11 protein-coding genes are annotated in these 16,978 nt (G+C 68.5%); 4 read left to right on the top strand and 7 right to left on the bottom strand.

The features are described from left to right. Positions 1-58: 58 nt before the first annotated feature. From H5V44_RS08850 to H5V44_RS08835, 4 genes are all read left to right on the top strand, one after another. Positions 59-1,213, top strand: a complete 1,155-nt coding sequence (locus H5V44_RS08850; protein WP_185192775.1) for a lycopene cyclase domain-containing protein — start codon at positions 59-61, stop codon at positions 1,211-1,213. A 161-nt stretch (positions 1,214-1,374) separates the two neighbouring features. Further along, a complete protein-coding gene (gltB, locus tag H5V44_RS08845; protein WP_185192774.1) occupies positions 1,375-5,922 on the top strand; it encodes a glutamate synthase large subunit in 4,548 nt (1,515 codons plus the stop codon). Positions 5,923-5,985: 63 nt separating this feature from the next. Continuing rightward, complete coding sequence (locus tag H5V44_RS08840) at positions 5,986-6,783, top strand: DUF7289 family protein (protein WP_185192773.1); 798 nt, start codon at positions 5,986-5,988, stop codon at positions 6,781-6,783. Positions 6,784-6,866: 83 nt separating this feature from the next. Beyond that, positions 6,867-7,238 (top strand): hypothetical protein, encoded by a 372-nt coding sequence (locus H5V44_RS08835; protein WP_185192772.1) that lies wholly within the window; start codon positions 6,867-6,869, stop codon positions 7,236-7,238. Between the two features lie 4 nt (positions 7,239-7,242). Here the strand turns inward: H5V44_RS08835 and H5V44_RS08830 are convergent, their stop codons facing one another. From H5V44_RS08830 to H5V44_RS08800, 7 genes are read right to left on the bottom strand one after another with little or no spacing between them, the layout of a single operon-like run. Beyond that, positions 7,243-8,766: a DUF7289 family protein gene (locus H5V44_RS08830; RefSeq protein ID WP_185192771.1), complete on the bottom strand. Its 1,524-nt coding sequence runs from the start codon at positions 8,764-8,766 to the stop codon at positions 7,243-7,245. Continuing rightward, entirely contained in the window at positions 8,763-9,341 is a 579-nt protein-coding gene (locus tag H5V44_RS08825) for a DUF7266 family protein (RefSeq protein WP_185192770.1), read from the bottom strand. Before H5V44_RS08825 ends, H5V44_RS08830 begins: the two co-directional genes overlap by 4 nt. Continuing rightward, complete coding sequence (locus tag H5V44_RS08820; RefSeq protein WP_185192769.1) at positions 9,338-10,306, bottom strand: hypothetical protein; 969 nt, start codon at positions 10,304-10,306, stop codon at positions 9,338-9,340. Before H5V44_RS08820 ends, H5V44_RS08825 begins: the two co-directional genes overlap by 4 nt. Beyond that, entirely contained in the window at positions 10,294-10,878 is a 585-nt protein-coding gene (locus H5V44_RS08815) for a DUF7288 family protein (RefSeq protein ID WP_185192768.1), read from the bottom strand. The genes H5V44_RS08820 and H5V44_RS08815 overlap by 13 nt, the downstream gene beginning before the upstream one ends. Beyond that, a complete protein-coding gene (locus tag H5V44_RS08810) occupies positions 10,878-11,375 on the bottom strand; it encodes a DUF7287 family protein (RefSeq protein WP_185192767.1) in 498 nt (165 codons plus the stop codon). The genes H5V44_RS08815 and H5V44_RS08810 overlap by 1 nt, the downstream gene beginning before the upstream one ends. Continuing rightward, a complete protein-coding gene (locus H5V44_RS08805; protein ID WP_185192766.1) occupies positions 11,375-13,420 on the bottom strand; it encodes a type II secretion system F family protein in 2,046 nt (681 codons plus the stop codon). The genes H5V44_RS08810 and H5V44_RS08805 overlap by 1 nt, the downstream gene beginning before the upstream one ends. Beyond that, a complete protein-coding gene (locus H5V44_RS08800; RefSeq protein ID WP_246403877.1) occupies positions 13,417-16,929 on the bottom strand; it encodes an ATPase, T2SS/T4P/T4SS family in 3,513 nt (1,170 codons plus the stop codon). Before H5V44_RS08800 ends, H5V44_RS08805 begins: the two co-directional genes overlap by 4 nt. Positions 16,930-16,978 lie beyond the last annotated feature (49 nt).

The following is a 16,978-nucleotide window of genomic DNA, read 5'->3' as shown; positions in this document are numbered from 1 at the left end:
TCGACCAGTGCGGCCCGCTCCGCCGAACGCTTTTGCTTCGCGCGACTCACGGTCCCGTATGGCGTTCGCACGCGACGACGCCGGCCTGCAAGCCGACCTCGGGGCGTTGGCGTCGCAGATCCATCCGGTGTTTATGTTGCCGCCGGTGGCGGCGAGCGCGTTCGGGGCCGTGATCGCGGGCCGCGTCGCGGTCGTGCCGCTGCTGTTGCACGCCGCGGCGACGTTCTTCGCGGTCTACACCGCCCACGTGAAGGACGGCTACGTCGACTTTCATTCCCGCGGCGAGGACGACGACCACCCGATGACGGCCGCGGGGTGCCGGCGCGCGCTCGTCGGCGCCGGAATCGGGTTCGCGGCCGCCAGCGTCGGCCTCTGGATCGCGGTCGGTCCCTTTGCGGCCGCGCTTGCGCTCCCGATGTGGCTCCTCGGGTTCCTCCACGCCCCGCAGTTCGACACCAACCCCGTGACCACGACCCTCGGGTACCCGCTGGGGATCGCTACCGCCATCGTCGGCGGCTGCTACGCCCAGACGGGGGCGGTCGCCGGCGAGGCGCTCGCGTTCGGGGTGGTGTTCGCGGTCACGCTCGCGGGCGTGAAGGTCATCGACGACAGCACCGACTACGACTACGACCGCTCGATCGACAAGCGGACCGTCGCGGTCGCGCTGGGGCGCCGACGGGCCCGTCGGCTGGCGTACGCGCTGCTGTACGCCGGGTTCACCCTGGTCGTCGTGTTCACGGTCGACGGGCTGTTCCCGACGGCGGCGCCGCTGGCCGCGGTGGCGTTCGGGGGCGTGGCGGCGGTCACCACCCGTGCCGATGCCGAACTGGCGACTAAGCTCCTGATCCGCGGCGCCTACGTCTTCCTCGCGGTACTCGTCGCGAGCGTCTGGTTTCGGCCCCTCGCCGGGGTGTCGCTCCCCGACATCGGCATCCTCGGACCGTACACCTACCTCGCAACCGAGGTCGCGTTCGGCGCCCTGGCGGTTGCGCTCCTCTATCGCGCCGGCGCGCTCCGCCGGGCGGCTCGGACGATCCTCGTCCTGTACCCGCTTGCGTTCGTGTGGGACTGGTACACCCTGACCGTGGGCGTGTTCGCCATCCAACTCCGGACCGGCGTCGACCTCGCCGGCATCCCGGTCGAGGAGCACCTGTTCATGATCGTCGTCCCCGCCCTCGTGGTGGGGATCCACGAGACGCTGTCGGAGCTGTAACCTGCGGCGGCCATACCCTGCGAACTGCAGTCCGCCTGTGCCGGCGGCCACCCCTACGGTGGTAAAGGAATGTGGAAAATATTGATATGCCCTTATATGTGGTTAGTGGCCTCTTACACGTTGAGGAGAAGCGTCATTAGGGGGTGGAACTAGTGGCAGGTATGACCAAGTCACGGGAACACACGACCGACGAGTCCGACGGGCTCGTAGATCCGACGGACGAACGGTCGAACTGCGGTGTCGGTGCGGTCATCGACCTCGACGGCGGCCGATCACACGAGACGATCGCGGACGGGCTCGAACTGCTCGAGAACCTCGAACACCGCGGCACGACCGGCGCGGAGGAAAACACCGGCGACGGGGCCGGGATCAAGGTCCAGCGCCCCGACGAGTTCTTCGATGCCGTCCTCGACATCGATCTCCCCGAGGAGTACGCCGTCGGCTCGATCTTTATGCCGCAGGACGACGCCGCCCGCGAGGGGCTGGTGGCGATCTTCGAGCGCGTCCTCGCCGACCACGGCCTCGACGTAGTACACTGGCGCGACGTCCCGACCGACAACTCGGACCTCGGTGCGACCGCCGTCGACTCGGAACCGAACGTCAAGCAGGCGTTCGTGGTCCCGGACGAGGACCTCGCTTCCGACGAGTTCGACCGGGCGCTCTACGTCGCCCGCCGCGCGGCCGAAAAGGAGGTCGACCAACTCGACTCCGACGGCGCCCAGCGCTTCTACGTCTGCTCGCTGTCGCGGAAGACGCTCGTCTACAAGGGCCTGCTGAAGGGCGAACAGCTCGCCGACTACTACCCTGACCTCACCGACGAGCGATTGAAGACCACGCTCGCGCTGGTTCACGCCCGGTTCTCGACCAACACCCTCGGCGCGTGGCATCTCGCCCACCCATACCGACACATCATCCACAACGGCGAGATCAACACCATCCAGGGCAACATCAACTGGATGCGGAGCCGGGAGACCGACCTCGAACACGAGGCCTTCGGCGACGACCTCGACACGCTGAAGCCGGTCATCAACGATCCCGAGCAGTCAGACACCGCCTCCGTCGACAACGCGATCGAACTGCTGCTCCACAGCGGGCGGGAGCTCCCCCACGTCCTCCGGATGCTGATCCCGGAGGCGTTCCGCGGCGACGACGCGATGAGCGACGAGCGCCGGGACTGGTACGACTACCACGCCTCCCTGATCGAGCCGTGGGACGGCCCCGCGCTGGTGGCCGCCACCGACGGCGACCGCGTGGCCGCCGTCCTGGATCGGAACGGCCTCCGACCCTGCCGGTACGACGTCACCACCGACAACACCCTGGTGATGGCCAGCGAGGTCGGCGCCCTGGACACCGACCCCGCTGAGATCGAGGAGCGCGGTCGGCTCCAGCCCGGCCAGCTGTTCGTCGCCGACCCCGAGGAGGGGCGGGTCATCCCCGACGAGGAGGTCTTCGAGTCGCTGACCGACGAGAAGTACGGCGAGTGGGTCGACCAGGAACAACAGCAGCTCGACGCCCTGATCGACCCCGACGACTACGACCTCCGCGGCGAGGTCGACCACCTCCGGGCGGCCCAGGCGGCGTTCGGGTACACCGAGGATCAGGTGAGCCACCTCATCGAGCCGATGGCCAAGGAAGGGAAAGACCCCGTCGGGTCGATGGGCGACGACACGCCCCTATCCGTGTTATCCGACTTCAACCGGCCACTTTTCACCTATTTCAAGCAGCTGTTCGCGCAGGTCACCAACCCGCCGCTCGATTACATCCGCGAGGAGCTCGTCACCTCCCTCGAGTCGCGGCTGGGCGCCCAGCGGAACCTCCTCGATGAGACCCCCGAGCACGCCCGACAGCTCGTCGTCGACTCGCCGGTGCTGTCGGACGCACAGACCGAGACGATCCGGTCGCTGGGCGACGACGCCGACGACGCGATGACCTCGGCGGTCGTCGACATCACCTACGACCGCGAGCGGTCGCTGGAGTCCGCGGTCGAGCGGGTCCGCGAGGACGCCGCCGCCGAGATCGAGTCCGGCGCCGACGTCGTCGTCCTGTCGGACCGGAACCTCGGCCCCGATCGGGTCGCGATCCCGAGCCTGCTTGCGACCGGCGCGGTCCACCACAGCCTGGTTCGCAACGGGCTCCGGAACCACGCCGGACTGGTCGTCGAGTCCGGCGACCCCCGCGAGGTACATCACCTCGCGACGCTGGTCGGCTACGGTGCCGACGCGGTAAACCCCTATCTCGCCTACCGAACCATCGCCGACATCGTCGCCGGCCCCGACGGCGCCGACGAGGCGGACGCCATCGCGGCGTACACGGAGGCGCTGGAGGACGGCCTCCTGAAGACGATGGCGAAGATGGGGATCTCCACGGTTGAGTCCTACCAGGGCGCACAGATCTTCGAGGCGGTCGGCCTCGACTCGGATTTCGTCGCGGAGTACTTCGAGGGCACGGAGATCCGGACCGAGGGCATCGGCATCGACGTGATCGAGGAGGACGTCCGCACCCGACACACCGTCGCGTACGGCGACGACCCGCAACTCGAACGCCAGGGCGAGTACGAACACCGCTCGGACGGCATCCACCACCAGTGGAACCCACAGACCGTGGGGACGATCCAGCAGGCCGTCCGGTCGGGCGACTACGAGAAGTACCTGGAGTTCGCGGAGATGATCAACGACCAGAACGAGCAACTCCAGACGCTCCGTGGGCTGCTCGAGTTCGACTCCGACCGCGATCCGGTCCCCATCGAGGAGGTCGAGCCCGTCGAGGAGGTCGTCAAACGCTTCTCGACGGCGTCGATGAGCCTCGGATCGCTGTCGCCGGAAGCCCACGAGAACAACGCGATCGCGATGAACCGGATCGGCGGGAAGTCGGGTACCGGCGAGGGCGGCGAACCCCCCGAGCGGTTCGGCACCGAAAAGGAGTGCAACATCAAGCAGGTCGCCTCCGGCCGCTTCGGGGTCACTTCCGACTACCTCACCAACGCCGAGGAGCTCCAGATCAAGATGGCCCAGGGGTCGAAGCCCGGCGAGGGCGGCCACCTCCCCGGCAAGAAGGTCAACGAGATGATCGCCCACGTCCGCTTTGCGACCCCGGGCGTCGGGCTCATCTCGCCGCCGCCGCTCCACGACATCTACTCCATCGAGGACCTGAAACAGCTCATCCACGACCTGAAGGCCGCAAACCCCGACGCCGACATCAACGTGAAGCTGGTCTCGGAGGCCGGGATCGGCACCATCGCCGCCGGCGTCGCGAAGGCGAACGCCGACGTCGTCCACATCTCGGGCCACGACGGCGGGACGGGCGCGTCGCCGAAGACCTCGATCAAGAACGCCGGCCTGCCCTGGGAACTCGGGCTCGCGGAGGCCAACCAGATGCTCCGGGCGACGGACCTCCGCTCCCGGATCCGCGTCACGGTCGACGGCGGGATGAAGACCGGCCGCGACGTCGCGGTCGCGGCGCTGCTCGGCGGCGAGGAGTACGTCTTCGGGACCGCCTCCCTGGTCACCTCCGGCTGCGTGATGGCGCGACAGTGCCACGAGAACACCTGCCCGGTCGGCGTCGCCACCCAGCGCGACAAACTCCGGAACCGGTTCCCCGGCCAGCCCGAGCACGTCATCAACTACATGACGTTCATCGCCCAGGAGCTGCGGGAGATTATGGCCGACCTCGGCTTCCGCTCAGTCGACGAGATGATCGGCCGTCCCGACCTCCTCACCCAGCGGGAGACCGACCACGGGAAGGCCCGCCACCTCGACCTCTCGGCGGTCATCGCCGAGCCCGACGGCGAAAAGCGCCGGAAGACCGAAGAGCAGACCCACCCCGGCGTGGCCGACCAGCTCGATTACGACCTCATCGAGGCGGCCGACCCCGCGCTCTCGGAGGGGACGCCGGTGGCGATCGACCGGGAGATCGGAAACGAGGACCGCGCGGTGGGCGCGACGCTGTCGAACCGCATCTCGAAGAAGTACGGCGGCGACGGCCTCCCGGACAACACCATCCGGTGTCGGTTCGACGGCGTCGCCGGCCAGTCGTTCGGCGCGTTCCTCGCCGGCGGCGTGACGATGCACCTGACGGGTGCCGCCAACGACTACATCGGCAAGGGACTCTCCGGCGGCCGCGTGATCGTGGAGACCCCGTCGAACGCGGCCTACGAGGCCGACGAGAACGTCCTGATCGGGAACGTGGCGCTGTACGGCGCCACCCAGGGCGAGATGTACGTCAACGGCGTCGCGGGCGAGCGCTTCGCCGTCCGGAACTCCGGCGTGAAGGCGGTTGTCGAGGGCGTCGGCGACCACGGCTGTGAGTATATGACCGGCGGCGCGGTCGCGGTGCTCGGCGAGACCGGCAAGAACTTCGCCGCGGGGATGTCCGGCGGCGTAGCGTACGTCTACGACCCCGACGACGAGTTCGCCGCGAAGGCCAACACCGGGATGGTGTCGCTGTCCGACACCCTCGAGGAGTCGGACCGCCGGATGCTGAAGCGCCTCGTGGAGAACCACGCGGCCTACACCGACAGCGACCGCGCGGCGTGGATGCTCGAGTCGTGGGACGACGTCCGCGAGGACTTCGTGAAGGTGATGCCCGACGCCTACGCCGAGGTGATCGAAGAGCGGGCCCGCGACGACGTCCGGAAGGACCTGCCGCCGGCGGCGACGGCGGCCGCCGACGCCGACGAGAGCGAGGCGGCCGTCCAGACCAGCGACGACTGAGCCGCCGCGTTCCGTTCGCGCTCACGGCCGATAGTATATATACGTCGCCACGAAACCCCGGATATGCGACGCGACGGGGGATGCGGGCCGCTACGCGATTCCGAGCGCGGCGTCAGCGAGACCATCAGCTTCGTGCTCGTGTTCGCTCTCGTGATTGCGTCCGTCAGTACCGTCTACGCCGTCGGCGTCCCCGAACTCGAAGCCACCCGCGACGCCGAGCGGGTCGAGAACGCCCAACGGGCGTTCGACGTCCTCGCGGACAACCTCGACGACCTGCTGGAGGGCGCTCCGAGCCGGGGAACCGAGGTGAAACTCGCGGAGGCGACGCTCCGCTCCGCCGACGACGCCCGGATGAACGTCACCGTCGATCCGGACGGTGCGCCCCAGCAGTCCTGGGAGGCCTCGCTGTCGCCGCTGGTGTACGACGTCCAGGCCGGCGGCCAGGTCCGCCTGAGCAACGGCGCGGTGCTCAGAGACTCCGCACGCGGGACCGCGTCGGTGGTCCGCGGGCCGCCGCTCGTGGTCGACGACGACCGCGTTCTGATAACGATGATCAAACAGGAACACGTCGGCTCCGCGGCCGTCGGTGGGGACCGGACGATCCGGGTGCGGATGGCCGCGAGCCGCCCCCGGCGCTTCTACGACAACGAGACGACGGGCTTCGATACGGTCCGCGTGAACGTCACCACGCCGTACACCGACGCGTGGGCCCGCCACTACGAGTCGGTCGGCTTCTCGTGTACCGAGGTCGACGTGCCGGGGCCGAACACCCCCGGACGGGTCTCGTGTACCGTCGACGACGTGAGCGACGTCGACCGCGTCACGGTGGTGTGGCTCCGGGTGTCCACCGAGTTCGAGTGATCCGTGAAATACCGCCGCCGGACGCTCAAAGAGGGGTTTGAGCTTTCCGGGGGTCTTTGTAGGTTCCTACCTACGGATGGTATATGGTTACTGACCAGACGACCCGCGCCCGCACCACCGGGCGTCACGCCCGCCGTTCGTCCGACAGCCACGCCGCCCGGAGCGAGGACCTCCACGTTCGGAGCTACGCCCACGAGTGGTCCTACGACCTCCACGTCGCCGTCGTCGACGCCGACGGCGATGTCGCCTTCGAGGCCGACTACTACCTCCAACCGGGCGACGTCGAAAGCGAGATGGACGAACTCCCGCCCGGCGAGTACGAGGTCCGGGCGACCCTGGACAACGAGACGCGAACGACCGGCCGGTGTCGGATCGGCACCGCCCCCGATCGGACGGCGGTGATCGAGGTCGGCAACGGCGTCCTCAGCCTCACCGAGGGGCTGCCGACCCGGTAGCCGGTCAGTTCAACTCCACGGTCACGTTGTTCTCGGTGACGTGGAGGTAGGTGATGAACGACCCTCCCCCGGCCGTGTCGTACCGGAGCGTCCCGCCCGACGCCGAGGTGTCGATCTGGGTGGTCCCCCGGTTCCCCGGCCCGTGGCTCACCCGGAGGTCGAAGTCGGAGTCGAACTCCGCGAAGTAGTGGCGGGTGAGGATCCGGAGGTTCTGGGTGTCGCCGTAGTCGTAGTTCCTCGGTTCCCCGTCGCTACTGTGGTCGAACGTGGTCGGGTCGGGTTTGACACTCGCCGAGGCGTTGCGATCGTCCCAGTCGATCGCGGTGTCGTCGTCGACGTTGCTCCCGCCATACGTGAACGTCTGCCCGGTGCTCGTGAAGTCGATCTCGATCACGGTGTCGCCGCCGTCGCAGGCGAGTTGGACCGGCCCGGAGTCGGAGGGGATCGAGTCGTTCGACCACATCTGGACCCCCTCCGGGGTTCCGGCGTCGTGGTAGTAGATGTCCATCGCCAGCGTCTCGGAGCCGGGTGTGCCACCGTTGCAGTAGTTGTTTCCGATCCCGTTCGGGACCTCGACGACCGCCTCGTAGGCTCTGTCGCCCTCCTCGATGTAGAACGACGCCCAGAGGTTGTTGAACGTCCCGCTGTCCTTCTTGATCGAGGTCTCGAACTCGGTCACCGAGTGGCCGGAGCCGATCCCGCGGACGGCGACGCCCTCGTTTTTCGCCGGAAGCTGGAACGCGCCGACCTGGCCGGTCGTCTCTAAGACGACCGTGGCGGTCCGGTTCGCGTCGTCGACGGTGACGGTGCCGGTCGTCCGGGTCCGGAAGTATTCGGCCCATCCACGGTAGTACTCGCTGTGGACGGTGACCGACACCGTCCCGTTCCGGACCGGGTTGTCGTACTGCCGGATCGAGCCGTCGGGGTTCGCGACGTCGTACGGCGCGCCGACGCCGTCGGTGTCGGTTGCGACCTCCGTGGGGTAGATCCGGGTCAACTCCCCGTCCTGGCTGACGGTCGCGGTCGTCTCACCGGTGGCGGCGTCGTTCGACCGGACGCGGAGGACCGGCAGCGTCAGGGTCGTGCCGCGGTAGTGGAACTCCGGCGGCGACACCATCGAGGTGCCCCCGTTCTGCTGTCGCCAGACGCCGCCGCCCTGGTAGGCGACGGTCGTCCCGCCGGTCCGGTAGGTGACCGACCCAAGCGACGCGTTGTAGATGGTCTCGGTTTCGTTGGCGGTGTAGTTCGTGTGCGCGATCCTGAGCCAGCCGGTGTCGGCGTCGGTCGCGTAGTCCCCGCTTGTGGTCCGGCCCAGCCGGACGGTCCGGGTGTCGGCCCCGCCGAGTCCGACCACCGCCGCCTCGGCGTCGAGCAGCGTCATAGCGTGTTCGGTCCGGTCCACCGAGGTCTGGTGTTGGATGTCCTCGAAGGCGGTCCCGCCGATCCCGACGACGGCGCCCGCGCCGACCACAGTCAGGGCTAACAGGAGTACGAGTCCGAGGTTCGACGAGACGGCGCGGTCAGTCATATCCGAGTCCCTCCCCGGGTCGGCGCCGCGAGCGACAGCGACCCCGACGGGCCGCCGTCCGAGAGCACGAGCGACGGTCCGGCCGGGTCGAGCCGGACGATCACCCACCCCCCATCGACCGATCCCTCGTCGATGTCGACGAGCGTCGAGACGGTAAGCGTGACGCTCACATCGGTGTTCGCCGAGCGCAGCGTCAGTTCGTGGCGCGTCGGCTGCCCGGCCGGAGTCGCGAGTTGGGTCACCTCGATCCGGTAGGACTCACCCGCCACCCGCGGGGGGAGGGTCACCCCGACGCGGACCGATCGCGACTGTGCGTCCGCCCGTGCGAGCCGGTCGGCGTCGCCGATCCCGGCCGCAAGCTGCTCGGCGACGACGGTGAGTTCCTCGCGGACGACGTTCGTGCGCTGGTCTTGGACGTAGCCGGCGGCGCCGACGAGCAGCCCCGAGACGAGGACGGCCGTGAGCCCCAGCACGATCACGTAGTTCACCGTGATCGAGACGGCGCGGTCGGCGCGCGGGCCCGAAGCGGATCGACCGCCCCGGGAGCCCGTACGTCGCGGCGCGTCCGTCGTCATTCCGGCACCACCCCGATCGTCGCCGCGTAATCGAGTTTTTCGGTCCGATACGTGACGTTGAGTTCGGCGCCGTAGATGGCGTACGTCCAGTACGGTGATCCCGTCCCCGGGTCGTTCAGTCCGGATACGGCGTCGGAGCCGGTCGGCGACAGCGTCGACGGCGGCTCGTCGACCACCATCGTGTAGGTGCCGCCGGCCGCGTCGGCGTCGCGGTAGTCGATGTCGACGCTCCCGGGGGTGTCGTCGACGGGTCCGAGTGCCGGACACGACGCGCCGCCGACCGACTCGTTCGGAACGTCGACCGTGAACGTTCCGCCGGTCACCGACCCGGCGGGACAGACCGTCGACGTGCCGCCGTCGACCACCTCGATCACCGGGCCGGACGGGGTGTCGTAGACGAACACGCTCCGCGTGCCGGCCCCGGAGGTGAGGTTGACGTGGAACACGTCGTCGGCCAGCAGGTTGGTGGGATCGTCGGTCAGCATCGACTCCTCGACGGTGAACCGGATCGAGCGGACGTTCGAGACGCCCGAGACCACGGTCCAGTCGGCCGCGCCGCCGTTGCCGGTGAAGTTCCGCGACGCGTCGTCCTGCCGGATTCGAGTGCCGTTCGTAACCCCGACGACCTCGACGTCCGCGGCGTCACCCGCGACGGCGCGGTGGTACGACGCGAGGTCGTCCCACTCCCCCATCGTCGCGTTGAACGCCCGGTTCAGGTCGGCCGCGGAGGTGTTGTTCCGGCGGTTCACCGACGCGACTGCGTCGACGCCGGCCGCCCGGGATTCGGCGACGTACTCGACGGCGGGCGCGGCCTCGACCCCCGAGTCGCGGGTCGCGAGGTTCCCGGTGTAGATGGCGGTGTTCAAAAGCAGCGCGAGAGCGACGAACACCACCGCAAGCGCCAGGGCTCCCACGAGGAGGAGTTGGCCGCGGTCGCGGTCGAGGGGACGGCTCACATCCGCCATACGACGAGCTCCACCTCCACGACCGAGTACAGCGCCCCGTCCGGATCGGCGTCGGGGACGAGGTACGACGCGTTCGACAGCGTGGCGCTCGCGGGCGACCCGTCAGGCTCCCGCAGCGGGTCGTCGTCGGCGAGGGTAACGATCCGGCTGGCGGTCGAGGCGTGGTCGCTGGGCTGCCCCAGGTCGACGATCGACTGCCGCTGCCTGTCGCCGTCGCCGTCGATGTAGTACAGCGTCAGGTCGAAGACGATCCCCCGATCGAGGAAGGTTCGCTTGAGGGTGTCGCCGAAGGCCGTCGGCGGGGGGCCCTGGACGTACCCGTCGGCGGTGGCGTCGTGCCAGTTGTCCGCCGATTCGTTCCAGTACAGCAGCGTCCGTTCGAGCGTCCCGTTGTCCGCGGCCGCGGCGAGAACGCCCTCGGCGGCGGCGGCCTGCTGGTTCTCGATGTGCTGGCTCGACGTGCTGCCGGTCAGCGGCGTGACCGCCGTCACCTGCAGCGCAAACACCAGACTCGACACGAGGATCAGCGACGCGGTGATCGCCTCGAGCGTGTGGGCCTGTGCGCGGTCCATCACCACGTCCTCACGGTGAGCCGGCGGGGGCGCTCGCCGAGCGACACCACGCGCGTCGCCGACGCGACCGACGTCGTCTCCGGCGGTGTCGGCCCCGCCGCGAGCCGAACCCCGCTGTCAACGACCGACCCGTTGGCGTAGCGGACCGTCACGTTGACGTCCCGCGTGCGATCGAGTGCGAACACCTCCCGCGTGGTCGTCGCCGAGGTGTTGAACGAACACGTCGACGGCGCCGGCCCGCCGCCGTTCAACTGGTCGAAAAAGCCCTCAGTACACGTCTCGTTCACGACGTACGGCTCCGTGGGGTCGCCGAGCCGATCCGTCGACAGCGACGTGGCGATCCGGTCGGCGGTCTGTGGCCCCTCGGTGCTCTGAAACGGCGTGAAGATCGTCGGCACGAACGCGACGACGAACGCGACGACGATCAGAAACAGGCCGATCCCGATCGCGAAGTCGATCGTCGTCTGGGCGCGCTCGCCGGACGCTCCGGGACGCATCACCCCACCACCATCCACACGACCAGCGCAATCGTCTGGAGTACGACCACGAACTTCACGCCGGAGACGATGTCGGCGTTCCGGATGTAGCCGCTGATGAACCCCGACAGCGCGGCCTGGAGCGTGACGGCGTGGAAGAAAAGCACCGAGAGCAGATCGATGTTGATGCCCTCGCCGAAGTTCAGCCCGCCGGCTGCCTCCCCGCCACCGCCGCCCGCCTGCGAGGCCAACCCCGCCATCACGTCGAGGAACTGGGTCTTGAGGATGGCCATCACGCCCAGGAGGGTGAGATACGTCATCAGGATGATCGCCACCTGCATCCGGGTTCGGGACTTCCGCTCGCGCTCGATGTCGTCTTGGGTCTCGGAGGCCTGTGCGGCCGTCGTCAGCACCTCGGTGATCTGGCTCGAAGCCTCCTGGGCCTTCGAGATGAGCTTGACCGTCCGTGCCAGCCGCGGGATGTGGTACTTGTTGTTGAACTCGACGAGGGCGCCGCGGAGGCTCATCCCGTAGTTGACCTTCGCGTGCATCGTCTCGAACTCCTCTGCGAGCTTCCCCGAGGAGGTGTCGGAGACGGTCTCGAACGATTCCAGGAGGGTCTGTCCGGTGTCGTTGGCGCTTGAGAGCTTCCGGAGGGTGTCCGAGAGCTTCCCCACGACGGCGTTCCGCGACCGCACGTTCCAGGAGTGGAAGACGGCGAGCGGGATCCCGACGATGTACACCGGCACGTACCACCACACGAACGTCCCCCAGACCGGGCTGTTCAGCATCCCCTGCCAGGACAGCGGCGCCACCCCGTTCACGATGGCGACCCCGAGCGACGCGAGCGCGGCCGGTACGGTCAGGATCAGGGTGTAAAGCGGGTGATCCCGGAAGAACAGGTCGGGCCGTCGGAGCAGCTGTCCGGTCTTGTACGTCCCCTCCCGGGAGCGGATCCGGTCGAAGACCCGGAACTCGCCGACGAAGCTCTCGATCAGCCCCATATGGATCAGCCCCTCGCGGGTGACCTGCTCCAGGCGGTCCGAGGAGTTCGACGGCTGGAGGTAGCCGTCGCCGGGTTCGTCCTGCTTGACCGTCGAAACGAGCACCAGAAAGCCCACGCCGGTGAGCGGGATGAGCGCGTAGACGGTCCCGAACAGCAGCGTGTCCTGGGCCTGTCCCAGCATACTCATAATCACCAGGATGATGATGAGCAAAAGTGGGAACAACGACAGCGTCATGTACATCTCGCCGAACAGCTCCAGGGTTTCGAGGATCGTCTCCTGCTCCTGCTTGGCCGTCCGGAGGTGTTTCTCCTTTTTGTCGTCGAGGAACCCCTCCATACTCCCGCCGGAGTTCACGATCGAGAGCATGTCCGACAGGAACTGCGACAGCTCCTCCGAGGGGGTCACCATCGCCTGCTCGCGGATGGCGTTCCGGTAGTCGGTGCCGAAGTACTCCGTTTCCCGGACGATGCTCTGGAACTCCTTGGCAACTTCCCCGTAGGTGTCGTCGGCGCGGGCCATCGCCTCCAGGATCTCGAGTTGGTTCAGCCCGCCGACCGACAGCGCGTACATGAACGAGATGGCGTCGGGCAGGAGCATATTGATCTCCCGTTTCCGCTCTCCGGCCGTCGAGTACGGGATCGCGACCACCCCCCCGAACCCAACCGCGAACCCGATCGTCCCGAAAACCAGCCCGGAAACGACGATCACCGCGGGGACGGTGAGCGCGTCGATCGCCTCGGCGGTCGCGGCGTCGGGCACGGGGAGGCCGACGCTGAACGTCTCCGCCGTGATCAGCCCGATCTCGAAGATCGACCACCCGACGAGGGTGCCGAGGAGCCACAGGACGCCACCGGTGATCGCCCCGATCGCGAGCGCCCGCGAGAGGTACAGTTCGACCGTCGCCGACGTTCGGGCCTGTTCGAGCTTCGTCTCGACGTCGCTCACGAAGTCGCCGTTCTCGTCGAACAGGAACTGAAACACCGGGTAGAAGGCGTCCCCGAGGACGTCGGTGCTCCTGTCGAGCTGTTCGCCCTCGGCGTCGCCGACGTCGAGGCTCATCGGTCGCCCCCCGCCGCGTTCCCCCCGTCACCGTCGGCGTCGGACCCGGGTTCGCCCTCGCTACGGGTGTCGACCCCGCCGTCGGAGGCGGCCTGGTCGCCGTCGCCGTCCTCGTCGTTCGGATCGACCGGCTCGAACCCGCTGCCGTCCCACGTGCTCCCGTCGTCGGTTCCGTCGCCGTCGTCGGTCGCGTCCAGCAACTCCTCGATGCCGGCTTCCGCGTCGGCGCCGTCGGACTCCCCGTCTGCCGCGTCGTCTCCAGTCTCGCCGCCGCCCGCGTTCGGCGCGTCCGCCTCGTCCCGCGGGTCCGCGGGCGCGTCGTCCCGGGTTCCGCCGCCGGCCCCGAACTCATCGGCGGTCGACTCCCCGTCGAGCCGCTCGAAGAGATCCACCTCGTCGCCGCCGTCGTCGACGGCCTCCCGCGCGACCGCGTCGTCCGCCTCGTCCTCGGTTGCGGTACCCGCCGGCTCACCCGCGTCCTCGACGGGGTCGTCGCCGGCCGGAGCGGCGGATGGCCCGGTGCCGTCGTCGAGCGCCGGCGGGTCGGAGTCATCGTCGAGCGCAGACGGGTCGGAATCGTCGTCGAGCGCCGGCGGGTCCGCCCGGTCCTCGAGGGCGTCGAGTTCGTGGTGGTCGCCGCCGGTCGCGGCGACGTCCGGCGCGGATTCCACGTCGACCAAGGCGTCTGCGACGTCGACGTCCTCGAGGTCGCGGTAGTCGTCCCACAGTTCCGCCTCGGCTCTCGCCAGGATCTCCGAACACACCTCCCGGACCTCCTCGCCTGGGGTGGGTCGGGGGACCATCTCCTCCTTTTCGGGGTCGACGTCGATCTTCACCGACTCCATCTCCCGGAGGTCCTCTAAGCTGCGTTCGAGCTCCTCTCGGGCCATCAGCGCGAGGATGGTCTCCTCGTCGTTGATGAACGCCTGGAGCGTCGCCGCCACCTGGGTGTAGGTGTTGAGCCCCCGGTCGATCAGGTACGCGAGCACGACACGCCGCTTGAACAGTTCCTCGTCGAGGTCCGCACTGCTCCACCCGCGGTCGAACTTGATGTCCTCCAAGGTGTTCGAAGAGCCCATCTTGAGGAACTCGTCGCCCTCGGCCTGCCACTGGTAGACGTCCTGGACGTTGATCTCGTCGTTCTCGGCGTCGTAGTGGTTGATCTCGGTCAGCGACTTGTTGCGGCGGACCTTGTCGCCCTGCACCCGCGTGGAAGTCTGGATCGACACCAGATCCAAGGCGGTGAACATCGTCTTCGAGACGTTGATCGGGTCGGTGGTGAACCGCTTGAGCACCTCGCCGACGCTGTCGGCGTGGAACGTGGTGTAGGTGGTGTGGCCCGTCGACATCACCTGAAACAGCGTCCGCCCCTCCTCGCCGCGGATCTCGCCCATCACGATGTAGTCGGGGCGCTGCCGGAGCGCCGCCTCCAGCAGGTCGAACTCGTCGACGTCGCCGCCGTCGTCGTCGGTAAACGAGGGCCGCGTCACGCTTGCGACCCAGTTCCGCTGCGGGAGTTCGACCTCCCGGGTGTCCTCGATGGAGACGATCTTCGCGTTCGAGGGGATGAAAAGCGACACCGCGTTCAGCGAGGTGGTCTTCCCGGAGGCGGTCCCGCCGGCGAAGATCAGGCTCTTGTCGTTCTCGATGCAGAGCCACAGGAACGCCATCTCCTCTAAGGAGAAGGTCTTCCAGTTGATCAGGTCCACCGGCGTGAACGGCACGTCCTTGAACTGCCGGATGGTGTAGTTGGTGCCGTGGTCGGAGACCTCCCGGCCGAGCGTCAACTGCGCCCGCGACCCGTCCGGGAGGGTGGCGTCGACCTGCGGCCGCCGCTTGGAGATGCCCTTCCCGGAGCGCTGGGCGAGTTTGACGACGAAGTCGTCGAGTTCCTCCTCGCCGTGGGAGACGTTCGAGATGATCTGCTCGTAGTCGGAGTGGTAGACGAACACCCGGGAGTTGTACCCGTCACACGAGATGTCCTCGACGTTGACGTCGTGTTTGATCCCGTCGATCCGCTCGTAGCCGATGAAGTCCCTGCGGAGCGCGTACAGCAGCTTCTCGACCTGGTAGTCGTTCAGCTCCGCGGCATCCTCGGCGATCACCGCCGGCTCGGGCCGTGCGGCGATGCCGTCCAGCGAGGGATCGGCGTCGTCGCCCGCGCCGCCGCCGAAGAGCCCGTCGAGCCGGCCGCCGAGGGCGCCCGGGGACAGCCCCAGCGACCGCGCGACCCTCGCCAGCTTCCGCTCCGAGCGGTCCGGCGACGGGTCCTCGTCGTCATCGCCGAACCCGATGTCCAGGTCGAACCCCGCGAGCAACCCGTCCTCGTCCCTGTCGTCGGTCGACCGCGCGGGGAGGATCGAGAGCCCTGCGGCGCGCGGATCCTCGGGGACCGCATAGAGGTTGTACCGGTCCAGTAGCTCCAGGGCCTGCCGTTCGATGGTCCGGCGGCGGGTCCCCGGCGCGTCGCTGACCACGCTCTCGTCGTCGTATTTGATCGCGGTCCGGAGCTTCCCGGTCAGGAACTCCACCAGGTCGGCCTCGATCGGGGTCTGGTGGGGCTGGATCACGTAGTACTTCTTCTCGTTTTCCTTCGTGGAGTGGAAGATGATCACGAACGCGTGGGGCTCGTTGACCCAGTAGCGTTCGACCTCCCGGAAGTGGCTCTTCTTCGCGAGCGGGACCGACTTCTCGAGGTCGTACCGGTTGACGACGGTGGTCGCGCCACGGGCGTCGGTGAAGAAGGCGTCCTCGTCGAACTCGGGGTCGACGTCGACCGTCCGCTCGTCGACGACCGCGTCGAGTTCCTCGGCCCGCGTGGCGCCGTGTGCGAGCACGTCCTTGATCGCGTCGGGGTCGAACCCCAGTGCCGCCTCGGCGTCGAACCGCTCGATCTCGCCGTCGGGTCTGCGGGGCCGCGAGCCGTCCGCGTCGTAGTAGTACTCCCGCTTGTAGTGTTCCCAGAGCCACTCGCCTTTGACCACGGGCGTGGTCGCGGGATCGCAGAACGCCTCGAACGCCGCCTGATCGTGCGCCGCGGTCGTTGCCGCCGACTCGACGATCGTCCCCGCGCCGGCGGGGTGGAAGTCGAGATACGCCTCGGGATCGAGCCCCACCTCCGCCCAGTCGGCGCGGGTCGGGGTCGGGATCTCGATCGCGTCGCTGTCGTCCCATCGCCCGGACTCGCCGTCGTCGCGGCGATTCCGCGGATCGTAGCCGCGGTAGAGGGTCTCGATGTCGCTTGCGTCACCGTACTCGGCGAGGAAGTCCGCCCAGGTGTATTCGCCGACCGTAACCCGCGGTCCCGCGTCCGCCGGTTCCGCGGCTGGGCCGTCGGTCGCCTGCTCCGGCTCGCGGATCGCTGGGGCTTCGGCCCCCTCGTCCGCTCCGGATCCGTCTCCGGGTGGTGGCTCGGTTGCCGCTCCGTCGAGAGCAGGCGCCGCCTCGCTCTCCCCCTCCGACGCGCCCTCCCCCTCCCCGGAAGGGGGCGCGTCGTCGTCGGTTGCCATCGTTTCCCGCTCTCCCGCCTCGATGAAAAAGCCTTCCGGCGAGGTATCA

Source organism: Halobellus ruber, from assembly GCF_014212355.1.
In the GTDB taxonomy this organism is placed as follows: Archaea; Halobacteriota; Halobacteria; order Halobacteriales; family Haloferacaceae; genus Haloquadratum; species Haloquadratum rubrum.
This window is presented reverse-complemented; position numbering and strand designations above follow the sequence as displayed.